General features: G+C 43.5%; 22 protein-coding genes, 4 tRNA genes and 3 rRNA genes. 7 read left to right on the top strand and 22 right to left on the bottom strand.

What is annotated here, in order from left to right; all coding sequences use genetic code 11:
• Window positions 1-14 precede the first annotated feature (14 nt).
• The 4 genes from tatC to moaC are packed head-to-tail and all read right to left on the bottom strand — an operon-like array spanning window position 15 to window position 2,153.
• Window positions 15-779, bottom strand: a complete 765-nt coding sequence (gene tatC, locus NSQ52_RS03150) for a twin-arginine translocase subunit TatC (protein ID WP_096881072.1) — start codon at window positions 777-779, stop codon at window positions 15-17.
• A gap of 6 nt (window positions 780-785) precedes the next feature.
• Window positions 786-965: a twin-arginine translocase TatA/TatE family subunit gene (locus NSQ52_RS03145; protein WP_008344374.1), complete on the bottom strand. Its 180-nt coding sequence runs from the start codon at window positions 963-965 to the stop codon at window positions 786-788.
• A gap of 27 nt (window positions 966-992) precedes the next feature.
• On the bottom strand, window positions 993-1,646 hold the full coding sequence (locus NSQ52_RS03140) for a redox-sensing transcriptional repressor Rex (RefSeq protein WP_008355687.1): 654 nt from the start codon (window positions 1,644-1,646) through the stop codon (window positions 993-995).
• Between the two features lie 15 nt (window positions 1,647-1,661).
• Window positions 1,662-2,153 carry a cyclic pyranopterin monophosphate synthase MoaC gene (gene moaC, locus NSQ52_RS03135; RefSeq protein ID WP_026050052.1) on the bottom strand — a complete coding sequence of 164 codons (492 nt, stop codon included), beginning with the start codon at window positions 2,151-2,153 and terminating at the stop codon, window positions 1,662-1,664.
• A 138-nt stretch (window positions 2,154-2,291) separates the two neighbouring features.
• On the opposite strand from moaC, the gene NSQ52_RS03130 reads away from it, so the two are divergent.
• A complete protein-coding gene (locus tag NSQ52_RS03130) occupies window positions 2,292-4,214 on the top strand; it encodes an ABC-F family ATP-binding cassette domain-containing protein (RefSeq protein WP_243824929.1) in 1,923 nt (640 codons plus the stop codon).
• 267 nt (window positions 4,215-4,481) lie between these two features.
• On the opposite strand, the gene tsaD is transcribed toward NSQ52_RS03130, so the two are convergent.
• From tsaD to NSQ52_RS03070, 12 genes are all read right to left on the bottom strand, one after another.
• Entirely contained in the window at window positions 4,482-5,510 is a 1,029-nt protein-coding gene (gene tsaD, locus NSQ52_RS03125) for a tRNA (adenosine(37)-N6)-threonylcarbamoyltransferase complex transferase subunit TsaD (protein ID WP_342473907.1), read from the bottom strand.
• Window positions 5,503-5,931, bottom strand: a complete 429-nt coding sequence (gene rimI, locus NSQ52_RS03120; RefSeq protein WP_008344382.1) for a ribosomal protein S18-alanine N-acetyltransferase — start codon at window positions 5,929-5,931, stop codon at window positions 5,503-5,505. Before rimI ends, tsaD begins: the two co-directional genes overlap by 8 nt.
• A 25-nt stretch (window positions 5,932-5,956) precedes the next feature.
• On the bottom strand, window positions 5,957-6,646 hold the full coding sequence (gene tsaB, locus NSQ52_RS03115) for a tRNA (adenosine(37)-N6)-threonylcarbamoyltransferase complex dimerization subunit type 1 TsaB (protein WP_061418121.1): 690 nt from the start codon (window positions 6,644-6,646) through the stop codon (window positions 5,957-5,959).
• On the bottom strand, window positions 6,627-7,103 hold the full coding sequence (gene tsaE / locus NSQ52_RS03110) for a tRNA (adenosine(37)-N6)-threonylcarbamoyltransferase complex ATPase subunit type 1 TsaE (protein WP_281215937.1): 477 nt from the start codon (window positions 7,101-7,103) through the stop codon (window positions 6,627-6,629). Before tsaE ends, tsaB begins: the two co-directional genes overlap by 20 nt.
• A gap of 12 nt (window positions 7,104-7,115) precedes the next feature.
• Window positions 7,116-8,093 carry a thiamine-phosphate kinase gene (gene thiL / locus NSQ52_RS03105; RefSeq protein WP_281215938.1) on the bottom strand — a complete coding sequence of 326 codons (978 nt, stop codon included), beginning with the start codon at window positions 8,091-8,093 and terminating at the stop codon, window positions 7,116-7,118.
• Between the two features lie 278 nt (window positions 8,094-8,371).
• Window positions 8,372-8,448 (bottom strand) — tRNA-Asp (locus NSQ52_RS03100).
• A 49-nt stretch (window positions 8,449-8,497) separates the two neighbouring features.
• A tRNA-Met gene (locus tag NSQ52_RS03095) sits at window positions 8,498-8,574 on the bottom strand.
• Window positions 8,575-8,591: 17 nt separating this feature from the next.
• Window positions 8,592-8,707, bottom strand: a 5S ribosomal RNA gene (gene rrf, locus NSQ52_RS03090).
• A 61-nt stretch (window positions 8,708-8,768) separates the two neighbouring features.
• Window positions 8,769-11,699: ribosomal RNA gene (locus NSQ52_RS03085) — 23S ribosomal RNA — on the bottom strand.
• A 182-nt stretch (window positions 11,700-11,881) separates the two neighbouring features.
• Window positions 11,882-13,430, bottom strand: a 16S ribosomal RNA gene (locus NSQ52_RS03080).
• The 16S, 23S and 5S rRNA genes sit together here with 4 tRNA genes alongside, the layout of an rRNA operon.
• Before the next feature lie 134 nt (window positions 13,431-13,564).
• Window positions 13,565-13,638, bottom strand: a tRNA-Gly gene (locus tag NSQ52_RS03075).
• Window positions 13,639-13,653: 15 nt separating this feature from the next.
• Window positions 13,654-13,730, bottom strand: a tRNA-Arg gene (locus NSQ52_RS03070).
• Between the two features lie 369 nt (window positions 13,731-14,099).
• Between NSQ52_RS03070 and gltP the strand changes: the two genes are divergently transcribed.
• The gene (gltP, locus tag NSQ52_RS03065; RefSeq protein ID WP_024719154.1) at window positions 14,100-15,350 is read left to right on the top strand and encodes a glutamate-aspartate/proton symporter GltP; all 1,251 of its coding nucleotides are present in this window, start codon (window positions 14,100-14,102) and stop codon (window positions 15,348-15,350) included.
• Window positions 15,351-15,388: 38 nt separating this feature from the next.
• Here the strand turns inward: gltP and NSQ52_RS03060 are convergent, their stop codons facing one another.
• Complete coding sequence (locus NSQ52_RS03060) at window positions 15,389-16,408, bottom strand: S66 peptidase family protein (RefSeq protein ID WP_058336354.1); 1,020 nt, start codon at window positions 16,406-16,408, stop codon at window positions 15,389-15,391.
• A gap of 79 nt (window positions 16,409-16,487) precedes the next feature.
• The gene (locus NSQ52_RS03055; RefSeq protein WP_024719156.1) at window positions 16,488-17,363 is read right to left on the bottom strand and encodes a DMT family transporter; all 876 of its coding nucleotides are present in this window, start codon (window positions 17,361-17,363) and stop codon (window positions 16,488-16,490) included.
• A gap of 296 nt (window positions 17,364-17,659) precedes the next feature.
• On the opposite strand from NSQ52_RS03055, the gene NSQ52_RS03050 reads away from it, so the two are divergent.
• Together NSQ52_RS03050 and NSQ52_RS03045 are read left to right on the top strand one after the other, a co-directional pair.
• Window positions 17,660-18,385 (top strand): AzlC family ABC transporter permease, encoded by a 726-nt coding sequence (locus NSQ52_RS03050; protein WP_007496390.1) that lies wholly within the window; start codon window positions 17,660-17,662, stop codon window positions 18,383-18,385.
• Window positions 18,382-18,702 carry an AzlD domain-containing protein gene (locus NSQ52_RS03045; RefSeq protein WP_039170187.1) on the top strand — a complete coding sequence of 107 codons (321 nt, stop codon included), beginning with the start codon at window positions 18,382-18,384 and terminating at the stop codon, window positions 18,700-18,702. The genes NSQ52_RS03050 and NSQ52_RS03045 overlap by 4 nt, the downstream gene beginning before the upstream one ends.
• Before the next feature lie 35 nt (window positions 18,703-18,737).
• On the opposite strand, the gene NSQ52_RS03040 is transcribed toward NSQ52_RS03045, so the two are convergent.
• The 3 genes from NSQ52_RS03040 to NSQ52_RS03030 form a co-directional block, all read right to left on the bottom strand.
• The gene (locus NSQ52_RS03040; protein WP_342473906.1) at window positions 18,738-19,400 is read right to left on the bottom strand and encodes an O-methyltransferase; all 663 of its coding nucleotides are present in this window, start codon (window positions 19,398-19,400) and stop codon (window positions 18,738-18,740) included.
• A 148-nt stretch (window positions 19,401-19,548) separates the two neighbouring features.
• Complete coding sequence (locus tag NSQ52_RS03035) at window positions 19,549-19,734, bottom strand: CsbD family protein (protein ID WP_012009048.1); 186 nt, start codon at window positions 19,732-19,734, stop codon at window positions 19,549-19,551.
• Between the two features lie 154 nt (window positions 19,735-19,888).
• The gene (locus NSQ52_RS03030) at window positions 19,889-20,878 is read right to left on the bottom strand and encodes an aldo/keto reductase family protein (RefSeq protein WP_342462297.1); all 990 of its coding nucleotides are present in this window, start codon (window positions 20,876-20,878) and stop codon (window positions 19,889-19,891) included.
• A gap of 196 nt (window positions 20,879-21,074) precedes the next feature.
• Between NSQ52_RS03030 and NSQ52_RS03025 the strand changes: the two genes are divergently transcribed.
• Together NSQ52_RS03025 and NSQ52_RS03020 are read left to right on the top strand one after the other, a co-directional pair.
• A complete protein-coding gene (locus NSQ52_RS03025; protein WP_096881065.1) occupies window positions 21,075-21,968 on the top strand; it encodes a LysR substrate-binding domain-containing protein in 894 nt (297 codons plus the stop codon).
• 122 nt (window positions 21,969-22,090) lie between these two features.
• Window positions 22,091-22,642: a GNAT family N-acetyltransferase gene (locus NSQ52_RS03020; RefSeq protein ID WP_096881064.1), complete on the top strand. Its 552-nt coding sequence runs from the start codon at window positions 22,091-22,093 to the stop codon at window positions 22,640-22,642.
• Between the two features lie 4 nt (window positions 22,643-22,646).
• Here NSQ52_RS03020 and NSQ52_RS03015 read toward each other — a convergent pair whose 3' ends face one another.
• Window positions 22,647-23,234, bottom strand: a complete 588-nt coding sequence (locus NSQ52_RS03015) for a LysE family transporter (protein ID WP_342473905.1) — start codon at window positions 23,232-23,234, stop codon at window positions 22,647-22,649.
• Window positions 23,235-23,344: 110 nt separating this feature from the next.
• Here NSQ52_RS03015 and NSQ52_RS03010 point away from each other — a divergent pair, with 110 nt between their 5' ends.
• Window positions 23,345-23,899: an XRE family transcriptional regulator gene (locus NSQ52_RS03010; protein ID WP_342473904.1), complete on the top strand. Its 555-nt coding sequence runs from the start codon at window positions 23,345-23,347 to the stop codon at window positions 23,897-23,899.
• Window positions 23,900-23,923 lie beyond the last annotated feature (24 nt).

Below are 23,923 nucleotides of genomic sequence, written 5' to 3'. Positions count from 1 at the left end.
ATCACGATGCTTTTTTATGAGACAACATCATTTTCTTTCTCCTCTGTCTCTGTTTGCTGCATTTTGCGATAGGTCACTCTTGAAATGACAATACTCACTTCATACAAAACGAGCATTGGCAAGGTAACCATGAGGTGAGAAACGAGCTCTGGCGGTGTAATAAGTGCGGCAATGACAAGGAGGACAAAATAGGCATACTTCCGTATTTTTGATAAAAACATCGGTGTAATGATACCAAGTCTAGTGAGAAACATCAACACGACAGGCATCTGAAACAAAAAGCCAAATGGAAGTGTTAACTGCATCAGAAATGTAAAATACTCATGAATCCCAATCACTTGCTCCACATGTAAATCATTTGACATCCGTATCATAAAATCGACGACAAATGGAAACAAAATAAAATAAGAGAAAGCCACACCGCTCAGAAATAAAAGCAGTGCAATCGGAATATAAGCAAGTGTCACCTTTCTTTCTTTTTCATATAAGCCAGGACTCACAAACGCCCAAAGCTGATATAAGATCACGGGACACGTCAAAACAAGAGCAATGACAAAAGCGAACTGCATAAACACGTACAGTGGATCTGTGAGCTTAAACGCGTTCAATGTCAGTGTGGCCGCTTCATCGGTATTTTGTAAATACACAATGACCGGCTTAGCGAGAAAAAAACCTGCCACCATAAAGGTGACAAAAAACATCGCAATGATCACTAAACGTTTTCGCAGTTCCACAATATGCTCCATAAGCGGCATATCTTTGACATTCATGAAGCTCATCCTATTCTACTGATCTTCTTTTTTCTTTTTTTCTTCCTGATCATCAGCTAAACCTTTTGTGGCATTTTTGAATTCACGTAATGTATCTCCTGCTGCTCTTCCTAATTCAGGAAGCTTTTTCGGCCCAAAAATAATGAGCGCAACAACCGCAATCAGAACCAAACTTCCAGGACCGATCGGACCCATTTGCTCCACCCCCTTTACCCCTTTTCGTCAGTCCTCCTGTGTAACAGAGTAATGCTTTAAGAAATACACAAGAGACTGAAGTTCAACCGCCAAATCTATATGATGAATTCGAATGTGTTCCGGCACATTCAATCGAGCCGGCGTAAAGTTAAGGATTCCTTTGATGCCAAGGGCAATCAAACGATCTGTAATGGATTGAGCTGCTACGGCAGGCACTGTCAAAATCGCAACAGGAATATCTCCTACCTCTTGCACATGCTCTTCAAGCTTATCCAAATCATAGACAGGCACGCCGCCTATCTCACTTCCTATTTTACTCTCATTGACGTCAAAAGCCATTGAAATTTTTGTATTATTATTTTTAATGAAATTATAGTGTAAAAAAGCAGTCCCTAAATTCCCGACACCGATGAGCATGACATTCGTCATTTCATCTTGGTCAAGGGTCTTTCTAAAGAAGGTCAAGAGGTAATCGACATTATAGCCATACCCTTTCTTCCCAAGTGCACCAAAGTAAGAAAAATCTCGGCGAATGGTGGCAGAATCCACTTTGACTGCATCACTAAGCTCTGCCGATGACACCCTTTGTTTTCCTGATGCATGCAGATTTTTTAAAAAACGGTAGTAAAGCGGCAAACGTTTGGCTGTCGCTTGTGGAATTTTTGACTGGTCTATATTCATATAAGATCCTCCAACTTAAATATCAGATGCTCTGTGAAAATCACCGTTTTTCCCGCCTGTTTTTTCTACTAGATAGGTCGGGCCGATGATCATCCCTTTGTCTATTGCTTTGCACATGTCATAAACGGTCAGTGCACATACTGAGGCAGAAGTGAGCGCTTCCATCTCCACACCCGTACTTCCTTTTGTTTTCACCTGTACTTGTATGTTCAGAATGTACGCATTTCCGTCTTCCTCCCAATCAAAGGAGATATCGACACCTTTTAATGCAAGCGGATGACACATTGGAATGATGCTGGACGTTTGCTTTGCTGCCATGATGCCAGCTACCTGTGCGACAGATAATACATCCCCTTTTCCAATGTCATGCTTTTGTATTTGATGAAATACTTCTTTTATCATACGAACGCTTGAAACAGCAACGGCAGTTCTCACTGTAGACGATTTGTCACTAATGTCGACCATCTTTGCTCTTCCTTGTTCGTTAAAGTGGCTAAATTGACTCATCTTTCAACGCTCCCTCACTCAAATCATACACTATTTTTTCCTATCTGTCTTTCATTTGACCATGGCAGCCGTATGTAAGATTTGCCGGTTTACTGCTGATAAGCTACACTTAACATATTATAGCAGAGGTGAAGTTACATGATGATTCTACAAGTGAATCAGCTGTCCAAATCGTTTGGCGCTGATACCGTTTTAACGAATATAAAATTGGAAGTCAAAGCGAGGGATCGTATTGCCATTGTCGGTCGTAACGGTGCAGGAAAATCCACGCTTTTAAAAATCATTGCCGGTCAAATGTCTTACGAACAAGGTGAGATCATCAAACCGAAAGACCTATCCATAGGATATCTAGCACAGCATACAGATGTGACGTCTACACGTACGCTAAAAGACGAACTACTATCCGTTTTCGATCATTTAAAAGAAATGGAACAAGAGATGAGAACCATAGAAGAGAAAATGGCTTCTTCCACAGGAACAGAATTAGATTCTCTAATGAAAACCTATGACAGACTGCAGCAAGCATTTAAAGATCAAGGCGGCTACCAATATGAAGCAGATGTCCGCTCCATTTTACACGGACTCGGCTTTAGTCATTTTGAAGACCATACAACTGTCCAATCCTTAAGCGGCGGTCAGAAAACCCGTCTAGCGCTTGGAAAGCTATTATTGATGAAACCAGAACTCTTGATTTTGGATGAGCCAACCAACCATCTAGATATTGATACCTTATCATGGCTTGAGCAGTATTTGCAAAATTATACAGGAGCCATCCTTATCGTTTCCCATGACCGATACTTCTTAGACAAAGTCGTGAACCATGTATATGAAGTGTCAAGAACAGCGATGAAAAAGTTCGCTGGGAACTATAGCAAGTATCTTGACCAAAAAGCTGAGCAGCTAGAGCGTGATATGAAGCTGTATGAAAAACAACAAGAAGAAATTTCGAAGCTTCAAGATTTCGTGGATCGCAACTTAGCAAGAGCCTCCACCACAAAGCGTGCTCAAAGCAGACGGAAACAGCTGGAACGGATGGATCGTTTAGATAAGCCGTTAGGAGATGAAAAATCCGCAAACTTCCATTTCGATATTATGAGGCAAAGCGGAAATGACGTGCTGAAGGTGCATGATCTCGATATTAGTTACGATCAAAAAACGCCGCTCCTCTCCTCCCTCTCTTTTCATATTAAACGGGAGGATAGCGTGGCACTCATCGGTCCTAACGGTATCGGGAAATCAACTCTTTTAAAAACCTTAACGGATACGTTAAAACCAGTAAAAGGCGATATCAGCTTTGGTTCTCATGTGACGATTGGCTACTATGATCAGGAACAAGCCAAGCTGACATCCTCCAAGAAAGTGTTAAATGAACTTTGGGATGATTATCCCCATATGACTGAAAAAGACATTCGGACTTGTTTAGGAAACTTCCTTTTTTCAGGTGATGACGTCTTAAAGCCTGTACATGCTTTAAGTGGTGGAGAAAAAGCACGACTTGCACTGGCAAAGCTGATGCTCCAAAAAGCCAATTTCCTCATTCTCGATGAACCGACGAACCATCTTGATTTAGACAGTAAGGAAATATTAGAGAATGCACTAATTGATTATCCAGGCACCATCTTGTTTGTTTCGCATGACCGTTACTTTATCAATCGCTTGGCAACAAAAGTACTTGAGCTTTCACCAAATGAAACAAAAGAATACCTTGGTGACTACGACTACTATCTTGAAAAGAAAAACGAACAATTAGAGCTTGAAGCACTCCAAACTCAGGAGACGCATAAAAAACAAGCAGAAAAACCAGTAGAAACAGCAAAACTTTCCTATGCAGAAGAGAAAGAACTCAAAAAGAAAGAAAGACAAAAGCAGCGCCGAATTGAAGAAATTGAAGAGCGTATCGCTGTCATCGAAGACAAGCTCGGTGAAAACGAAGAGCTTCTATGTGATCCTGCTATTTTCCAAGATCACGAGAAAGTACAAGCCATTCAAACAGAAAATGATGCGCTCAATCAAGAGATGGAATCACTTTTTGCGGAATGGGAAGATCTATCAGATGCATAAAGAGTGCCCTAACGGGTGCTCTTTTTTAAGGTGAGAATATTTATCCACAATGATACCCACAATAACATCTTGATTATTCTTAAATATTTTAAAGTTATCCACTTTATCCACAGTATTTTAATCACATATCCACACAAAAGATCACATTTATACACATTCTCTTCATTTTAAAACGAATTTTCTAACAATTGTGGATATATAACGTTTACATGTGAATAAATCGCTTTCATTTCAATAGAAAAAACTCCTGTATATCCACAGGAGTTCTTATTCATAGGAGACAAGCGGCAGTCCAGGTTGACCGTTCATTGCCATGTCGCCTCTTATTCCCTTTTCAAATGCAATGGTTCCCGCAGCAGCAATCATGGCTGCATTGTCTGTACAAAGAGACAATGGCGGAATCATGACATTCACTTCAGATAGCTTCGCAAATGCTGAAGTAAGGGCTTCTCTAAGACCTTTATTGGCAGCAACCCCGCCAGCTAGAACAACTTGTTTCACACCATACGCTTCAGCCGCTTTTAAGGTCTTTCCAACCAGCACCTCAATCACGCTTTCTTGGAAACTTGCAGCCAAATCCTCTGGCGCAATGGTTTCGCCCTTTTGAGACGCATTGTGTAACGTGTTGATGACCGCTGATTTTAAACCGCTGAAGCTAAAATGATAGGATCCTTCTTCAAGCCACGCTCGAGGAAGCTTAATCGTTGGCTCCCCTTCATGTGCCAATCGATCAATGTGAGGTCCTCCTGGATATGGCAGACCCATCGTCCGAGCTACTTTGTCATACGCTTCTCCAGCCGCATCATCCAACGTTTCACCAATGACCTCAAAAGACCCATGCTCTTTCATCAAAACAAGCTCAGTATGCCCACCAGAGACGACTAGAGCTAAACAAGGAAACACCAGTTCACCAACGAGCTGGTTCGCATAAATGTGTCCAGCAATATGATGAACACCAACAAGCGGAATTTGTTGTGCAAAACTCAATGCTTTGGCTGCATTGACACCTATCAAAAGTGCACCAACTAAGCCCGGACCTTCTGTCACAGCAATGGCGTCTAAATCCTGAAAGGTCATATTGGCCTGCGTCATGACTTCTTCTAATACGATCGTCATTTGTTCCACATGATGCCTTGAAGCGATTTCTGGTACCACGCCGCCAAATCGTTTATGGCTTTCTATTTGTGAGGCGACAACATTCGCTACGATCTCTTTCCCATTTTTCACAATGGACGCAGCTGTTTCGTCACAGCTTGTTTCTATACCTAATATGAATCGATCTTTTTTTTCATTCATTTATCTTCACCCACATGACTAATGCATCTTCCCCGTTATCCGTATAATAATTCTTTCGAATAGAAGCTGGTTTAAAACCTAGCTTTTCATAAAGGGATTGTGCTGGCGTATTTGATACCCGCACTTCTAGTGAAAGATGATCTGTCTTTTTTTCTTTGCAAAATTCCATGACATATCGAAGCAGCGCTTCCCCGTATCCTTTTCCCCGGTGCTCAGGGAGAATCGCAATATTCGTAATTTGTGCATCATCCATGACAATCCAAACGCCGCAATACCCAACAGGCTGACCATCTTCTTCAATGAGGAAATAATGGCTGTATTGGTTATGGAGAATTTCATAGACAAACGACTCTTTTTTCCAAGGCGCTGTAAACGAATGCACTTCAATCGTATATACCTCTGGGATGTCCTCTACTGTCATTCTTCGCATCTCTACTGTGTTGAGATTATTTTTGTCCTTCAAGCCATTTCACTTCCGCTTCTGCCAAACGAATATAATTAGGAACAAGCTGATGGACATCTTCAGCAGGGCGGTCTGCCCCTAAAAATGCGAGCACTGAAGGTCTTGGGTTATGAAATGCCTCGTCTGCGATCACAGCAGTTTCTCCAAGTATGGAGAGAACATTCTCTTGATGAAGATGCACATCATGTCCAAGAAATAAAACAGAGTTCCCTTCCTTTTTCAGCTCTTGAAGCCAATCAGTGAGCAGGATATTTTGATCTGGTTTCGCTTCTTTTATCTTTCCACCTTCAAATGTATATAACCCTGTATAAACTTGTCCTCTTCTTGCATCAAATATAGGAGAAATCATTCCATCAAAATATCGAGCATTTGCCGCCAGCGTTTCTAAACTTGAAACAGCAGTTATCGGGATAGACAGCGTCCAAGCAAGTGTTTTTGCAATGGTCACACCGATTCTAACGCCAGTGTAAGAACCGGGTCCTTTGGCTACAACAATTTTGCTTAATTCGTTCGGTGCTACGCCGCATTCTTTCATCAGTGCTTCAACTGTCGGCATTGCTCGTACTGAATGATTCTTCTTTAAGTACGTAATACTTTCCCCAACCACAGTGTCATCACGGACAAGAGCTATTCCGAGTGTATGGTTTGACGTATCAATTGCCAGTATGGTCAATATCTTTCATCTCCTTACAAAGGTCCTCATAGCGCTCCCCTTTTGCATAAAACGTGAGATGACGTTCTTCTTCACGTTCTGTTCTCAGCATTTCAATTTTTAAATACGATGAAGGCAATTGAGGTTCAATGAGATGTGCCCATTCAACCAAACATACACCTTCCCCCTCAAAATATTCGCCCAGTCCAATATCTTCTTCCGCATCTTCCATACGATACACATCCATATGATAAAGTGGCAGTCTGCCATCCGTATATTCTTTAATAATTGTAAAAGTAGGGCTGTTGACGATACGGGTAATACCTAAGCCTTCTGCAAAACCTTTTGAAAAAGTCGTTTTACCTGCGCCTAAGTCTCCTTCTAATGTTAAGACATCGCCGGGCATCACAAGTGTAGCCAAGGCAGCAGCAATTCGTTTCGTCTCATCCGCACCTTTTGTTGTCCACGTTAACTTCATGGTGGAGTCACCTCATTTCTTAAAATGATTATATCCTTTTTTCATTAAAATTGTTTGTTGATCATGGTCTTTTAAAATAACGCTGGACGCTCGATCATCTTTGACTTGTCCAATACGCGTGACCTGAATGTGTTCTTTTTTACATTGCGTCTCAAATCGCTTCCAATCCGTTTCAGGGATCGTACCAGTTAAGACAAAATCCTCTCCACCGAACAAGACCCATTCCATCCACTCTTTATGTAACAACGGGAGATGTGGATGTTTTGGGAGTTGATCAGCCTCAATTTCCAGCGTTACACGACTGGCCTCCGCTATTTCGTTCAGCTCACTCGCTAATCCGTCACTCACATCATTCAAGGTCACCCGGGGGAAGCTTGAACAAATAAGGCCAGCAGCAATATGCGGCTGCGGCATTTTGTGTCGCTCTAGAAAAAAAGCAGTGTCAATCGAATGTTCAGCATTTACTTCATTCATTAAAAGGGATAGCCCAGCAGCTGATGAACCTAATTCACCTGTGACAAAGACAACGTCTCCTGTCTGAGCACTATGACGGTAACAGGCTGTTCCCTTTGGAATCTCACCAATGACCGTTACTGTGATGACAAAGTCACTGCGGGTGGCTACTGTATCTCCACCGATTAAATCCATATGATATCTGTCAGCCAATGCTTTCATTCCCTCGTAAAAAGCTGCGACAATTGCTTCATCCCCATGAGGCGGGATTGCAATTGATACAAGATAATACTTAGGGGTTCCTCCCATGGCTGCGATATCACTGATATTCACTGCCAGCGCTTTAAATCCAACCTCAAAGGGTGTGGAAAAATCAAATCGAAAATGGACATGCTCTACCATTGTATCAACACAAACGACCTCTTCACAATGTGAATGAGGTTGATAAACACTAGCATCATCACCGATGCCCATGACCAAAGAACGCTGATGCGTTTCTTTTGGTGTAATTCGGCGAATAAGATCAAATTCATCCATAAAAGACAGCCCCTTCATACAATCAACTGATTGAGCAAACATGATGTCAGACACAGTTAGTATTAGTGTAGCGAATATGAGCCTCGGTTCCAACTAAAAACGATATAAAGAAAGCCTGGTATAAAAAAACCAGGCGATGTTTGTTGAAGTCATGATCTTTTCTTATCACATTTAGTGTAGCCAAACACAAGGAGTTTCATTGCATCTAGGATACTTATTGAAAGAAAAAGACATAAAAAAAAACGAAACTATACGTTTTCGTTTACAAGTCATAAAAATGGCGGTCCGGACGGGACTCGAACCCGCGACCTCCTGCGTGACAGGCAGGCATTCTAACCAACTGAACTACCGGACCATTTTGGCTGTACTCAATGAGTACTCCCTATTTAATAGGTAAAATAATTTGGTTGCGGGGGCAGGATTTGAACCTGCGACCTTCGGGTTATGAGCCCGACGAGCTACCGAACTGCTCCACCCCGCGACGATATAAAATGAAAAGCTTGGCGGCGTCCTACTCTCACAGGGGGAAACCCCCAACTACCATCGGCGCTGAAGAGCTTAACTTCCGTGTTCGGTATGGGAACGGGTGTGACCTCTTCGCTATCGCCACCAAACCTGATGGAGAGAATGTTCTCTCAAAACTAGATAACAATGTTCATTTTTCACATTAGAATATAGGTTAAGTCCTCGATCTATTAGTATCTGTCAGCTCCACGTGTCACCACGCTTCCACCTCAGACCTATCAACCTGATCATCTTTCAGGGATCTTACTTCCTTGCGGAATGGGAAATCTCATCTTGAGGGGGGCTTCATGCTTAGATGCTTTCAGCACTTATCCCGTCCGCACATAGCTACCCAGCGATGCCCTTGGCAGAACAACTGGTACACCAGCGGTGCGTCCATCCCGGTCCTCTCGTACTAAGGACAGCTCCTCTCAAATTTCCTGCGCCCGCGACGGATAGGGACCGAACTGTCTCACGACGTTCTGAACCCAGCTCGCGTACCGCTTTAATGGGCGAACAGCCCAACCCTTGGGACCGACTACAGCCCCAGGATGCGATGAGCCGACATCGAGGTGCCAAACCTCCCCGTCGATGTGGACTCTTGGGGGAGATAAGCCTGTTATCCCCGGGGTAGCTTTTATCCGTTGAGCGATGGCCCTTCCATGCGGAACCACCGGATCACTAAGCCCGACTTTCGTCCCTGCTCGACTTGTAGGTCTCGCAGTCAAGCTCCCTTGTGCCTTTACACTCTGCGAATGATTTCCAACCATTCTGAGGGAACCTTTGGGCGCCTCCGTTACATTTTAGGAGGCGACCGCCCCAGTCAAACTGCCCACCTGACACTGTCTCCCTGCCCGATAAGGGCAGCGGGTTAGAAGGTCAATACAGCCAGGGTAGTATCCCACCGATGCCTCCACCGAAGCTAGCGCTCCGGTTTCCAAGGCTCCTACCTATCCTGTACAAGCTGTACCAACATTCAATATCAGGCTGCAGTAAAGCTCCACGGGGTCTTTCCGTCCTGTCGCGGGTAACCTGCATCTTCACAGGTACTATAATTTCACCGAGTCTCTCGTTGAGACAGTGCCCAGATCGTTGCGCCTTTCGTGCGGGTCGGAACTTACCCGACAAGGAATTTCGCTACCTTAGGACCGTTATAGTTACGGCCGCCGTTTACTGGGGCTTCAATTCGCACCTTCGCTTACGCTAAGCGCTCCTCTTAACCTTCCAGCACCGGGCAGGCGTCAGCCCCTATACTTCGCCTTACGGCTTCGCAGAGACCTGTGTTTTTGCTAAACAGTCGCCTGGGCCTATTCACTGCGGCTTCTCGGGGCTTTAACACCCTAAGAAGCACCCCTTCTCCCGAAGTTACGGGGTCATTTTGCCGAGTTCCTTAACGAGAGTTCTCTCGATCACCTTAGGATTCTCTCCTCGCCTACCTGTGTCGGTTTGCGGTACGGGCACCTCTCACCTCGCTAGAGGCTTTTCTTGGCAGTGTGGAATCAGGAACTTCGCTACTAAATTTCGCTCGCCATCACAGCTCAGCCTTCACGGGAAACGGATTTGCCTATTTCCCAGCCTAACTGCTTGGACGCGGATATCCAATACCGCGCTTACCCTATCCTCCTGCGTCCCCCCATTGCTCAAATGGTGAGGAGGTGGTACAGGAATATCAACCTGTTGTCCATCGCCTACGCCTTTCGGCCTCGGCTTAGGTCCCGACTAACCCTGAGCGGACGAGCCTTCCTCAGGAAACCTTAGGCATTCGGTGGACGGGATTCTCACCCGTCTTTCGCTACTCATACCGGCATTCTCACTTCTAAGCGCTCCACCAGTCCTTCCGGTCTGACTTCACTGCACTTAGAACGCTCTCCTACCACTGTTCGTAAGAACAGTCCGCAGCTTCGGTGATACGTTTAGCCCCGGTACATTTTCGGCGCAGAGTCACTCGACCAGTGAGCTATTACGCACTCTTTAAATGGTGGCTGCTTCTAAGCCAACATCCTGGTTGTCTAAGCAACTCCACATCCTTTTCCACTTAACGTATACTTTGGGACCTTAGCTGGCGGTCTGGGCTGTTTCCCTTTCGACTACGGATCTTATCACTCGCAGTCTGACTCCCAAGGATAAGTCATCGGCATTCGGAGTTTGACTGAATTCGGTAACCCGGTAGGGGCCCCTAGTCCAATCAGTGCTCTACCTCCGAGACTCTTACCTTGAGGCTAGCCCTAAAGCTATTTCGGAGAGAACCAGCTATCTCCAGGTTCGATTGGCATTTCACCCCTACCCACACCTCATCCCCGCACTTTTCAACGTGCGTGGGTTCGGGCCTCCATTCAGTGTTACCTGAACTTCACCCTGGACATGGGTAGATCACCTGGTTTCGGGTCTACGACCACGTACTCATGCGCCCTATTCAGACTCGCTTTCGCTGCGGCTCCGCATCTTCTGCTTAACCTTGCACGGGATCGTAACTCGCCGGTTCATTCTACAAAAGGCACGCCATCACCCGTTAACGGGCTCTGACTACTTGTAGGCACACGGTTTCAGGATCTATTTCACTCCCCTTCCGGGGTGCTTTTCACCTTTCCCTCACGGTACTGGTTCACTATCGGTCACTAGGGAGTATTTAGCCTTGGGAGATGGTCCTCCCGGATTCCGACGGAATTTCACGTGTTCCGCCGTACTCAGGATCCACTCTGGAGAGAACAACATTTCAGTTACAGGGCTGTTACCTTCTTTGGCGGGCCTTTCCAGACCTCTTCGCTTATATCGTTCCTTTGTAACTCCGTATAGAGTGTCCTACAACCCCAAGAGGCAAGCCTCTTGGTTTGGGCTGTTCCCGTTTCGCTCGCCGCTACTCAGGGAATCGCATTTGCTTTCTCTTCCTCCGGGTACTTAGATGTTTCAGTTCCCCGGGTATGCCTTCTCATACTCTATGTATTCAAGTATGGATACTACTCCATTACGAGCAGTGGGTTTCCCCATTCGGAAATCTCCGGATCAAAGCTTGCTTACAGCTCCCCGAAGCATATCGGTGTTCGTCCCGTCCTTCATCGGCTCCTAGTGCCAAGGCATCCACCGTGCGCCCTTTCTAACTTAACCATTTCTTACTTTAGAAAGAATCACTATGTGTGATGAACTTTGCATTGCATTCAATGTGAATGTATTACTTATTGTTATCTAGTTTTCAAAGAACAATCCTGTCTCGCTAGAGACATGTTTGAAGGAATGATCCTTCAAAACTAAACAAGACGAAAAACGTACGCTGCTCCATATATCCTTAGAAAGGAGGTGATCCAGCCGCACCTTCCGATACGGCTACCTTGTTACGACTTCACCCCAATCATCTGCCCCACCTTCGGCGGCTGGCTCCATAAAGGTTACCTCACCGACTTCGGGTGTTGCAAACTCTCGTGGTGTGACGGGCGGTGTGTACAAGGCCCGGGAACGTATTCACCGCGGCATGCTGATCCGCGATTACTAGCGATTCCAGCTTCACGCAGTCGAGTTGCAGACTGCGATCCGAACTGAGAACAGATTTGTGGGATTGGCTAAACCTTGCGGTCTCGCAGCCCTTTGTTCTGTCCATTGTAGCACGTGTGTAGCCCAGGTCATAAGGGGCATGATGATTTGACGTCATCCCCACCTTCCTCCGGTTTGTCACCGGCAGTCACCTTAGAGTGCCCAACTGAATGCTGGCAACTAAGATCAAGGGTTGCGCTCGTTGCGGGACTTAACCCAACATCTCACGACACGAGCTGACGACAACCATGCACCACCTGTCACTCTGTCCCCGAAGGGAAAGCCCTATCTCTAGGGTTGTCAGAGGATGTCAAGACCTGGTAAGGTTCTTCGCGTTGCTTCGAATTAAACCACATGCTCCACCGCTTGTGCGGGCCCCCGTCAATTCCTTTGAGTTTCAGTCTTGCGACCGTACTCCCCAGGCGGAGTGCTTAATGCGTTAGCTGCAGCACTAAGGGGCGGAAACCCCCTAACACTTAGCACTCATCGTTTACGGCGTGGACTACCAGGGTATCTAATCCTGTTCGCTCCCCACGCTTTCGCTCCTCAGCGTCAGTTACAGACCAGAGAGTCGCCTTCGCCACTGGTGTTCCTCCACATCTCTACGCATTTCACCGCTACACGTGGAATTCCACTCTCCTCTTCTGCACTCAAGTTTCCCAGTTTCCAATGACCCTCCCCGGTTGAGCCGGGGGCTTTCACATCAGACTTAAGAAACCGCCTGCGAGCCCTTTACGCCCAATAATTCCGGACAACGCTTGCCACCTACGTATTACCGCGGCTGCTGGCACGTAGTTAGCCGTGGCTTTCTGGTTAGGTACCGTCAAGGTGCAAGCAGTTACTCTTGCACTTGTTCTTCCCTAACAACAGAGCTTTACGATCCGAAAACCTTCATCACTCACGCGGCGTTGCTCCGTCAGACTTTCGTCCATTGCGGAAGATTCCCTACTGCTGCCTCCCGTAGGAGTCTGGGCCGTGTCTCAGTCCCAGTGTGGCCGATCACCCTCTCAGGTCGGCTACGCATCGTCGCCTTGGTGAGCCGTTACCTCACCAACTAGCTAATGCGCCGCGGGTCCATCTGTAAGTGACAGCCGAAACCGTCTTTCATCCTTGAACCATGCGGTTCAAGGAACTATCCGGTATTAGCTCCGGTTTCCCGGAGTTATCCCAGTCTTACAGGCAGGTTACCCACGTGTTACTCACCCGTCCGCCGCTAACATCCGGGAGCAAGCTCCCTTCTGTCCGCTCGACTTGCATGTATTAGGCACGCCGCCAGCGTTCGTCCTGAGCCAGGATCAAACTCTCCGAAAAAGTACAAAACCGAAGTTTTGTTTTTCGTCAGCGTTTGACTGACTACCTATGATGTATCATAGGATTTTTTATAAAAACTCGAATTAACAGGTGCGTTTTGTCTTGTTTAGTTTTCAAAGATCATTTTTTTAAAATGGAGCGGGTGATGAGAATCGAACTCACGACATCAGCTTGGAAGGCTGAGGTTTTACCACTAAACTACACCCGCGTGGTTAAATGTTATTGGCGCGCCCGAGAGGAGTCGAACCCCTAACCTTTTGATCCGTAGTCAAACGCTCTATCCAATTGAGCTACGGGCGCTTAATCAGGCGACTTAATTATCTTAACATATCGTTTTTATTAAGTCAACATCTTTTTGAAGTTTGTTTGTCGTATCTGTCTGAGCATCAGTGTTTCAGATGCGTCATCAGCGACGAATAAAAATATACCATGGATCATACAAAAGGGTCAATACATTTTTCTAAAAAAGTTTAATGTTTTTTAAGAAGTGCTCTTTTGTTAGATAAATAGAGTTTCAATCGCCCTATTTTCATTTCTTTCTTCATAATTCTAATGATTCTTAAATAAAATCTTTCTAAATCCAAAGGAGGACAAAACATGGTCACCTAGAATTTTTATTTATTGGAAAATTCTTAATATTTTCCATGCATTTAAAGGAGGTAGGAGATGATGAAAAAGTTTGTCGCTTTTCAAATCATGATCGCTTTGGTGATAGGAGCTCTTATCGGCCACTTCTTCCCTGATTTCGGAATGGCACTGCGGCCCATTGGGGATGGCTTTATCCGATTGATTAAAATGATTGTAGTCCCTATTGTTTTCTCTACGATTGTCATCGGCGCAGCTGGCAGCGGTGGAATGAAGAAAATGGGCAGTCTCGGATTAAAGACAATCATTTGGTTTGAAGTCATTACGACCATCGTTCTTGGAATCGGGCTTTTATTGGCCAACGTGTTAAAGCCAGGCGTTGGACTCGATTTCTCTCAATTAGCTAAGAAAGATATTGGGGAACTCGATGGTTATACTCAAAAGGTCGTCGATTTTAAACAGATGGTTTTAGACATCATTCCAACCAATATCATCGATGTCATGGCTCAGAATGATTTACTAGCAGTGATTTTCTTCGCTATTTTATTCGGTGTAGCCGCAAGCGGCATTGGGAAAGCTTCCGCTCCTGTCCTTACCTTCTTTGAATCAGTAGCACAAATTATGTTTAAGCTCACACAAATGGTCATGGTGACAGCTCCTATTGGAGTTTTAGCATTAATGGCAGCTTCTGTCGGACAATACGGCATTGTTTTACTCATTCCTATGATGAAACTTGTTGGCACTGTCTTCTTAGGATTGTTTATTATTCTATTTGTTTTGTTCCCTCTTGTCGCACTGATCTTCCGTTTTAACTACTTCGAAGTGTTGAAAATGATTTGGGATTTGTTTTTGGTTGCCTTTTCTACTACAAGTACAGAAACTGTTCTTCCACAGCTCATGTCACGGATGGAGAAATACGGCTGCCCAAAAAGAATCGTTTCCTTCGTCATCCCGTCAGGTCTTTCTCTTAATTGCGATGGTTCAAGTTTATATTTATCGGTTTCCTGTGTGTTTCTTGCACAAGCGTTTGGTGTCGATATGAGTTTATCACAGCAGCTCCTCATGATGCTTGTCCTTGTTTTAACAAGTAAAGGCATTGCAGCTGTCCCGTCTGGCTCACTTGTTGTTCTTTTGGCAACAGCTCATGCAGTAGGTCTGCCAGCAGAAGGTGTCGCTATTATCGCCGGGGTTGACCGGATTATGGATATGGCTCGAACAGGCGTGAATGTTCCTGGACATGCGGTTGCCTGTATTGTCGTTTCTAAATGGGAAAAAGTATTCCGAGAGTCTGCATGGGAAGTTCCAAAAGCAGGTGAAGAAACAAAAGGAATGTAATGTTTTTTATGAAGGAAAGGGGTCGCCCTTTCCTTTTTTTATGGCAAAAATGTCTGCTTCAGCACGGCTTTACCTTCTTGTTGCAACTGCACCTCCGCATATGCTCCGTTAATGAGGGTCATTTGCGGCGGTACGTGTCCACAATCAATATCGTAAACAATCGGTATGTGTAATTCTTTATGCAATTCTTCATATAGATCCGTATATTCATATCCTTCCACAGGAGTGTCCACTGCACTCCTGCCAAACATGATGCCAGAGCAATGATCAAACCAGCCTGCTAGTTTTAATTGAACAAGAGACCTCTTCATGCTCGCAGCATTTAATTCACAGTTTTCAAAATACCATAGAATGGGTTCACCTTTCAGGTATGTTTCTTGAAAAGCTTTGACATCTCCAAAAGGCGTGCCAGCTAAGTGCCGGATCACATCAATACAGCCACCCATCAGTCTTCCCTTCATCGTCGTCTCTAAGTGATCAACAGTACGCCATGCGGTTGGCTCGGTTAAATGAAAGACATGAATGCTTGGATGGTCATACTGCCATTCCTTTTGATACATATCAGAAGAAAATTGAGTAACGTCCTTTTTCTCTGGAGTGGAAAGTATTTGTTCCCACATAGCCGTCACCTGATCAAGCTCTTCCCCCTGAAGATCCACAAGGTTCGGTCCATGCGCTGTCGCAATGCCAGTGTTTAAGGTCAAAGCTAATAGAAGGAGACTTGTATCTGAGTAACCAAGAATCCACTTTTTTTGCATCACTGAGAAATCAAGATGCTCTAACACTTCAATAAGCAGCTGTCCACCCCATGGCGGGATGATGTGGTCAATCTCATGACAATTCATCATCCGCTGTAACTCATTTGCTCGCTTGATCGCAGGGGCTGATTTCGCTTTTTCCTGCTGCCATACTGTCTCTCCGCATATGACTTCATAGCCTCTTTTTTTCATCCGATCGCAAGACAGTTGAAACATCTCATGCAAAGAGGATTGTACACCTGAGGATGGTGCTGTCACACCAATTGTTTGTCCCTTTTTCAAATGCGGATACTGGATCATCCTGCTCACCTTCACCTTCTATGAGTCTCTCATCTATTCATTGTAAAGAAAATTCCCCTTCTCCAAGGGGAATCTCGTCTTACTCTCTCTGACGCAGGACAGTATATACACCTGCGAAAATACACAAAATCCCAACAAACGAACGTAAGCCCATCTCTTCACCTAGAAGCATCCATCCAAGGACCGTGCCAACGATTGGTTGAAAGAAGAAAAAAAGACCACCGCTTGAAGCGTCCATCAGTTGAAGCCCTCTATTCCACAAAAAGAAAGCAAGGGCCGTTGAGATGATACCTAGATACAGAATGCCGCCCCATATTTCCGGTCTTGCCATTTGCTGCACATCAAGATGAGGCAAACGAAACAAGACAGGTGGTGTTAACACGATAAAGGCCACAATGATCGCATATGTTGTCGTCACTACTTGAGGATACTTTCCTGGAACTCGTTTCAAAAGAACAGACATGAGCGCCCATGTTAATGCAGCAATAACCAGTGAAAGACCACCAACAAACTCATCCGTTTGAACAGCGACAGGCCCAATCATCGTCAGCACACCTACTGTAGCAAGCAGAATGGAGACACACTTTCTCACTGTGAATGATTCTTTTAATAGAAAGAAAGCGAAAAGCACCATAAAAGCAGGTGTGGCCGATGTGATGACGGCACCCATTTGTGCAGACGTATACATTGTGCCAATTTCTTGGGTCACGATCGAGAGAAAGTTGCCAATCAATCCAATCGCCACAATCAGCGGGATATCCTTTTTGTCTAATCGAAAAGAGTAACCCAAACGCCAAATCGTGAACACAAGAACGACTCCAGCTATTGCATATCTCATCCAGACAAGCTCAAGTGGCGGGACCACCGCAACTGTTACTTTGACCACTACATACATACCGCCCCAAATACTAGCAGCTAACGCTAAGTAAAGGGCTCCTATATATTTTTCATTCATTTTTTCCCCTCCGTTACTGGATATATTCACTGCGATATCCACAAACGGAGATCACTCTCCGTTATGGACGGAGGTGATTTGGTACATCATGTTCAAATAAAGGCTTCCATTGCATATCAGTCACCCCAATTGTTTTTATTTTCTGATTACTTTATAACAAAATCTGGTTCACTTCAATCCTTTTTTATCGCCATGTTTCTTCATATAATAGAAGTTCAATAGGATTGACATGATGAATTCGTTTTCTTATAGTAAGTAAAACAATTGATGTTTACACAGAAAAGGAGTAGAGTTCTTTGGATGTTGAAGCTAGGAAACACATTCCCACTGCCGGAAACGAACCGTTTCTTGAGGGAATAAAAGATTGTGTGCCAACCTTGCTTGGTTATATGAGCATTGGGTTTGCCTTTGGAATTGTTGGCATTAGTTCGCAGTTAAGTATATGGGAAATCGCGCTGCTCTCTATCTTTATTTATGCTGGCGCTTCACAGTTTATCATCTGTGCATTACTTGTGACAGGAAGCCCCCTTTCCGCTATTATTTTCACCACGTTCATTGTCAATTTACGGCATTTGTTACTCAGCCTTACGCTTGCCCCCCATTTTACACGCTACTCTGTAAAGCAGAACATCGGGTTTGGTCTTCTGCTTACTGATGAATCCTTTGGCGTAGCGATGAATAAATTAGCACAGCAAGGAAAATTGAATAACAGATGGATGCATGGACTGAATATTACAGCTTATTTATGTTGGATTGCCGCATGTACACTTGGCGGAATATTTGGACACTGGATTTCAAATCCAGAGGCGCTTGGTCTTGATTTTGCCTTATCTGCGATGTTTGCTGCGCTGCTCATTCTTTCTTTACAGACGGTGCCAAAAAATAAGCTAACCCATCGCTTGTCACTTGTTTTATATATGTTTGTTGCGATGTTTGTGCTGCTTCATTTTGTTCCTTCACACGTGGCTGTTTTGTTGGCAACTGTGCTTGTTGCCACTATCGGGGTGGTGACAGATAAATGATGAGCAGTTTTATGTTATGGCTCATTCTTGGCTGTATGATTGTGACCATCATCCCAAGAGTCGTTCCATTTTTATTTGTAAGGAGTATCCAGATGCCAGAAGTGGTGCTCAAATGGTTATCGTTTATCCCTATTTGTATATTTACCGCTTTGATTGCAGAGCATCTTTTCATACATACTACAGCAGGCGTCACCATTCACTGGATGTACCTTGCTGTCTTGGTTCCAACTGTGTTAATCGCTATTTGGACAAAAAGCTTGTCCCTCACCGTTCTAGTAGGCGTCATGCTGATGGGCACAGCTAGATGGTTTTTCTAAAAGAAAAAGCTTAACCGGATGCGGTTAAGCTTTTTTCATTTTACGATACCGTATATAAAGCCGTCATAGCCTTTTTCGCCAACAGTTTGAATAGCGGTTGCTTCTATTCTCGACTCTTGTTTGAGTAAATTGAAAAATTCACGCGTTCCCTTCACTCGCTCATCTTGATCAGAGGCATGGAGAACTGCCCCATTTCTGACCACATTGTCTGCAATAATGACTGTTCCCTTTTTTGAGAAATGTAACGCCCACTTCAAATATTGCGGGTTGTTCGGTTTGTCTGCATCAATGAAAATCAAATCGAACGGAAGCGTATCCTGCTCTTTTAACTGAGATAAAGTATCTAACGCTTTTCCTTGTAAAATGGTGACACGTTCTGCTAGGCCTGCTCTGTCTATGTTTTGCTGTGCTGTTTCTGCATGATGACTGACAGCCTCTAATGTCATGAGTTCTCCATCCGCTTCAAGTGCACGGGCAAGCCAAATGGTACTATAACCGCCAAGTGTACCGATTTCTAAAATGCGCTTTGCACCCTTGGTTTTTGCTAACAAATAAAGCAGTTTTCCTTGGGCCGGCGACACATCTATTTCTGGTAACCCGGCTTGCTTATTCTTGATAAGAGTTTGCTCCAAAACATCATCTTTAGGAATCAACTTATCTGTGATATACTCGTCAACTTTCCCCCATACTTGCTTCATTTCATCCATCTCCCTTGATCATGTCTTCTGTTATAAGTCTACATGATGATAGTGAGCGCGTATAATCAATTCTTTTCACACATCTATTCATTTTATTGATGAAAGACATGTCATGAGGGAGACATGAAGCAGTGTCCTGTATTCGAATTTACTCGTTCAGGTGATTTTTCAAATCCCCTTTTTTATCTTGAAGCTTTCCTTTGGCTTGATCCTTTTTCCCTTCTGACTTCAGTTTTTGATGATCTGTTGCTTCGCCAAGCTTCTCTTTCAATTGACCTTTGGCTTGATTCGTTTTTCCTTTTGCTTTATCCATATGTCCTTTTTCTTCACTCATTTGTTCCACCTCCACATTTGATACTATTCATTTAGCCTTTTTGACAAATACAAAACATCTGAGTGTGCGATCCCATGAAACTACAGCAACAAGAAAATCCAGCCAAGGTCGGCTGGATTAAAGAATAATGATCTATAAGATAGACTTAAAAGCTTTAACCTGTTTTACTCTGATCGTACTCGACCAGATCACCTAGAATTTCATCAATTTGATTCATCAATTCAGCTTCAATTTTCACCTCAGATGCTAAAGCATTCTCCCTCACCTGTTCTGGACTAGAAGCACCGATAATTGCTGCAGAAACGTTCTGATTTTGCAGTACCCATGCTATCGCAAGCTGAGCGAGAGTAAGATCAACCTCTTGTGCGACAAGCTTAAGCTTTTGGATCGCCTCTAAGGTGTTATTATTCATCCAGCGTTGAGCAAGGTTTTTAAAAAAAGGTTTTCCAGCAGTTGAGTTAGCACGTGAATTAGTCGGAAGTGATTTTCCAGGGAGATACTTTCCAGTAAGGATTCCCTGGGCCAAAGGCGACCATACGACCTGCCCAAGTCCTTCACGCTGGCAGGTCGGTATTACATCACTTTCAATGATTCTCCATAACATGGAGTATTGAGGTTGGCTGGCGATTAGAGGAACATTTAGCTCTCGGGCAAGCACTGCCCCTCGAGTAATTTGTTCTGCTGTCCACTCACTTACACCAATATAGTTCACTTTTCCCTGTCTTACTAGATCAGCAAAAGCTAACATCGTTTCTTCCAGAGGCGTAGTTGGATCAAACCTGTGTGCATAGTAAATATCAATATAATCCGTTTGTAAACGTCGCAAAGAGGCATGACAGTTTTCCATGATATGCTTGCGTGATAATCCTCTATCGTTTTTCCCAGTACCGGTTGGATGACATACTTTTGTACAAAGTTCAATGCTTTCACGCCGGATCCCTTTTAAAGACCTGCCTAGTATCTCTTCAGCCTTGGTGTCTGAATAAACATCAGCAGTATCAAACGTCGTAATACCAACATCAAGAGCAGCTTTCACACAATCATGGGCAGTATCTTCATTTATCTTACCACCATGATTAATCCAATTTCCGTATGCAAGTTTACTAATTGTTAATCCACTATTTCCAAGTTTACTATACTTCATAACAATGTCCCCCTTTTGAAAGAATACTTTCATTATAAAAAGAGGCCATTAATATGTATAATATATATATCCTGATAGATATATATGTATTTTATATAATTAAAATAGTTCCATTAAAAAGCGCAAAACTGTTTAATAACAATCCTTCTTCATCATTTTACAATAAGCAAGTATGAAATTTACTGGGGGCTTAAAGATGGATTTGAGACAAATACGGTATTTTATAATGGTTGCTGAAGAACTAAATTTTAGCCGAGCAGCTGAACGTCTTAAAATGGCACAGCCTCCATTAAGTCAAGAAATTCGCAAATTAGAAGAACAGTTAGGTGTTACGCTTTTTCATAGAACGAGAAGACAGGTTGAACTTTCAGATTCGGGGAGAGTATTTTTAGAAGAAGCCCGCCGTACGCTCCTTCAAGTAGATAGAACGATTAAAGCAACACAACTTGCAGATGACGGAAAAATAGGGCATTTAACGATCGGTTTCGTTGATTCTACTGATATTGTGATTGATATTATTAAAAGGTTTCGAGAAAGTTTCCCTAACATTCATCTTGTCTTATGTGAAATGGCTACAGAACAGCAGTTAAAAGCACTACATAAGAAAGAAATTCAAATAGGATTTATTCGTTCTAACCAAAATAATAAGATACTTACCTCAGAAATCTGTTGTGAGGAATCCTTAAGCTTGGTTTTGCCAGAAAACCATCCTTTAGCTTCATTTCCCAAAGTTCCAATTCATTTATTAGCCAATGAACCATTTATCATGTTTCCGCGTCATCTAGGTGCTGCATTTTACGATTTAATTATCAGTTACTTTTGGGAAAATAACATAAGTTTAAACGTAGTTCAGGAAGCTATTCAAATGCATACGATTGTGAATTTAGTTGCTGCAGGAATGGGAATCTCTGTCGTTCCATCCTCAGTAGAAAGCGTAAAACGCTCAGGGGTTGTTTATAGAAAAATCCAAGAAACGACACCAAGAGTAAATTTATATGTTTCATGGAGACATGATGAAACGTCAACCGTCGCTGAGCACTTTTTAACAGTTGTGAGAGAAGCTTATTTAAGCTCTCAGTCTAAATCATGAGAATCCAGCCAGAGCCTGCTGGATTAAAAAATAATGTTTTATAAGACAGGCTTAAAAGCTTTCACCTGCTATGTACACGTTTCAGGTATGATAGACATAACGACAAGAAAGGTTGGTGTTCTATGATTATCGCTGAAAACATATTTACTGTTCGTGACTTGACCTATCGTATTCGGTCTGCTGCAATTGGCGATGCCAAGCAGTTATCAGCGCTCAGGCTGAAAATCGATGGTGAAACAGAATATTTAGACCGTGAACCAGGCGAAGCCTTTCTTCATGAAAAAGATTTCGAGGTGTTGATTCAAGAGGATACCAAACAAAGCAGGCATTTATTTTTGGTCGCTGATATTGAAGGAGACATTGTTGGCTTCTCAAGATGTGAGGGACATTCACTCAAACGCTTTGCTCACAAAGTGACTTTTGGCGTCGCCATTCAAAAGGATGTTTGGGGCTATCACATTGGCAAAGAGCTTTTAGCCGCTTCTATTGACTGGGCAGATCAGCAAGGCATTCAGAAGATGTCACTTGAAGTGCTGGAAACGAACCAAAAAGCCATTCGCTTATATGAGCACCATGGCTTTCTGATTGAAGGGGTATTAAAAAATGATAAACGTCTGGCAGATGGACTTTATTACAATACTGTTGTGATGGGCAGGCAGCGGCCAAGCTTCTGACACCTTACATGACATAGCCCCATACCATTGAAACCGCACTGTAAATTAGAAGCAGCCCCATGACATACTGGAACGGTCTTTCGTAAGCAGTCAAAAACCGCTTATACAAAGAGCCAAATAGGCTCCAGCTGAATGTACCGAGAAAACCAATAAGTGCGAGAATCAGCGTCCATATGACATACTGCATATTAGATTGTCCATATGGCAAAACAAATGTTGAAATCACGGTCAATCCATACAAAATCGCTTTTGGGTTGATAAATTGCAGCATCATACCAGGGACAAAATGATTGTAACGATCAAGTGTTTCGTCATCCTCGCCTTTACTTTTCATGATTTTGACCGCTAAATAAATCATGTATGCAGCTCCAATGAACGCCATGACCCACCCTATTTTCGGCATCACTTGATAGAGAATGATATTAAAAAAGCAACTCAAACACAAAATAACGAGAAATCCGATACCCACACCTAAACAAAAACGAAATGTTTGCTTAACCCCATATTTATTCGTAAACACCATGGCCATGATATTGTTTGGCCCTGGGGTAAAGCTACTCACAAAAGCATAGATCAACATAGAAAGAATCAAATTGCCGCCTCCCTTGTACGTTATTAAGACTTTAATTACTTTATTACGTATGTTACGCTTTATTGTAACGTTTGGTCTTTATAAAGTAAATAGAGAAAGGAGTTTTTTTCATGGAAGATGTACAATCGATTATTTCTAAAAATGTGAGGCTTCTTAGAGACCAAAAGAAATTAAGCCTCGAAAAGATGGCAGAATTAACTGGTGTCAGCAAAACCATGATTGGACAAATTGAAAGAGGAGAATCAACCCCTACCATCACGACTTTGTGGAAAATCGCGAACGGATTAAAGGTATCTTTTAGTGAGCTCATCCATGCACCACAGCCTGAAATCAAAGTAGTACGCCATGAGGATGCACAGATTTTAACGGAAGATGACGGGAGATATCGCGTATATACGACTTTTCCTTTTGATGATCGAGGGAAATTTGAAGTGTACCGAGTAGAAATTGATCCTGGCGGGTCGCTACATGCAAATGAACACATTGGCGGGACAGAGGAATTGATTACCGTTTTTGAGGGATCGCTTGATATATCCATTGGAGATGAACAGTATCGCTTAAAAGCCGGCGACTCCATTCGTTTTAAAGCAGACCGTACTCATACATATAAACAAATTGGAGAACAAATGGTCAGGCTGCAAATGATTCTTTATTATCCGCAATAAAAAAGCTGACAGGCTTGTCCACCT

It is taken from the genome of Bacillus sp. FSL W8-1141, assembly GCF_038593205.1.
Lineage (GTDB): Bacteria > Bacillota > Bacilli > Bacillales > Bacillaceae > Bacillus > Bacillus altitudinis.
Note: the sequence above shows the minus strand (reverse complement) of the source record. Positions and strands in the feature narration are given on the sequence as shown.

Coding starts and splice junctions, on each gene's coding strand:
- NSQ52_RS03040 (WP_342473906.1), bottom strand. CDS start 19,400: ATGAAGCAAGTATGGGGGAAAGTTGACGAGTATATCACAGATAAGTTG.
- NSQ52_RS03025 (WP_096881065.1), top strand. CDS start 21,075: ATGGATTTGAGACAAATACGGTATTTTATAATGGTTGCTGAAGAACTA.
- NSQ52_RS03130 (WP_243824929.1), top strand. CDS start 2,292: ATGATGATTCTACAAGTGAATCAGCTGTCCAAATCGTTTGGCGCTGAT.
- thiL (WP_281215938.1), bottom strand. CDS start 8,093: ATGGATGAATTTGATCTTATTCGCCGAATTACACCAAAAGAAACGCAT.
- tatC (WP_096881072.1), bottom strand. CDS start 779: ATGAGCTTCATGAATGTCAAAGATATGCCGCTTATGGAGCATATTGTG.
- NSQ52_RS03055 (WP_024719156.1), bottom strand. CDS start 17,363: ATGAATGAAAAATATATAGGAGCCCTTTACTTAGCGTTAGCTGCTAGT.
- NSQ52_RS03045 (WP_039170187.1), top strand. CDS start 18,382: ATGATGAGCAGTTTTATGTTATGGCTCATTCTTGGCTGTATGATTGTG.
- moaC (WP_026050052.1), bottom strand. CDS start 2,153: ATGAGTCAATTTAGCCACTTTAACGAACAAGGAAGAGCAAAGATGGTC.
- NSQ52_RS03030 (WP_342462297.1), bottom strand. CDS start 20,878: ATGAAGTATAGTAAACTTGGAAATAGTGGATTAACAATTAGTAAACTT.
- gltP (WP_024719154.1), top strand. CDS start 14,100: ATGAAAAAGTTTGTCGCTTTTCAAATCATGATCGCTTTGGTGATAGGA.
- tsaE (WP_281215937.1), bottom strand. CDS start 7,103: ATGAAGTTAACGTGGACAACAAAAGGTGCGGATGAGACGAAACGAATT.
- NSQ52_RS03145 (WP_008344374.1), bottom strand. CDS start 965: ATGGGTCCGATCGGTCCTGGAAGTTTGGTTCTGATTGCGGTTGTTGCG.
- NSQ52_RS03140 (WP_008355687.1), bottom strand. CDS start 1,646: ATGAATATAGACCAGTCAAAAATTCCACAAGCGACAGCCAAACGTTTG.
- NSQ52_RS03060 (WP_058336354.1), bottom strand. CDS start 16,408: ATGATCCAGTATCCGCATTTGAAAAAGGGACAAACAATTGGTGTGACA.
- NSQ52_RS03010 (WP_342473904.1), top strand. CDS start 23,345: ATGGAAGATGTACAATCGATTATTTCTAAAAATGTGAGGCTTCTTAGA.
- NSQ52_RS03020 (WP_096881064.1), top strand. CDS start 22,091: ATGATTATCGCTGAAAACATATTTACTGTTCGTGACTTGACCTATCGT.
- NSQ52_RS03035 (WP_012009048.1), bottom strand. CDS start 19,734: ATGAGTGAAGAAAAAGGACATATGGATAAAGCAAAAGGAAAAACGAAT.
- tsaD (WP_342473907.1), bottom strand. CDS start 5,510: ATGAATGAAAAAAAAGATCGATTCATATTAGGTATAGAAACAAGCTGT.
- rimI (WP_008344382.1), bottom strand. CDS start 5,931: ATGACAGTAGAGGACATCCCAGAGGTATATACGATTGAAGTGCATTCG.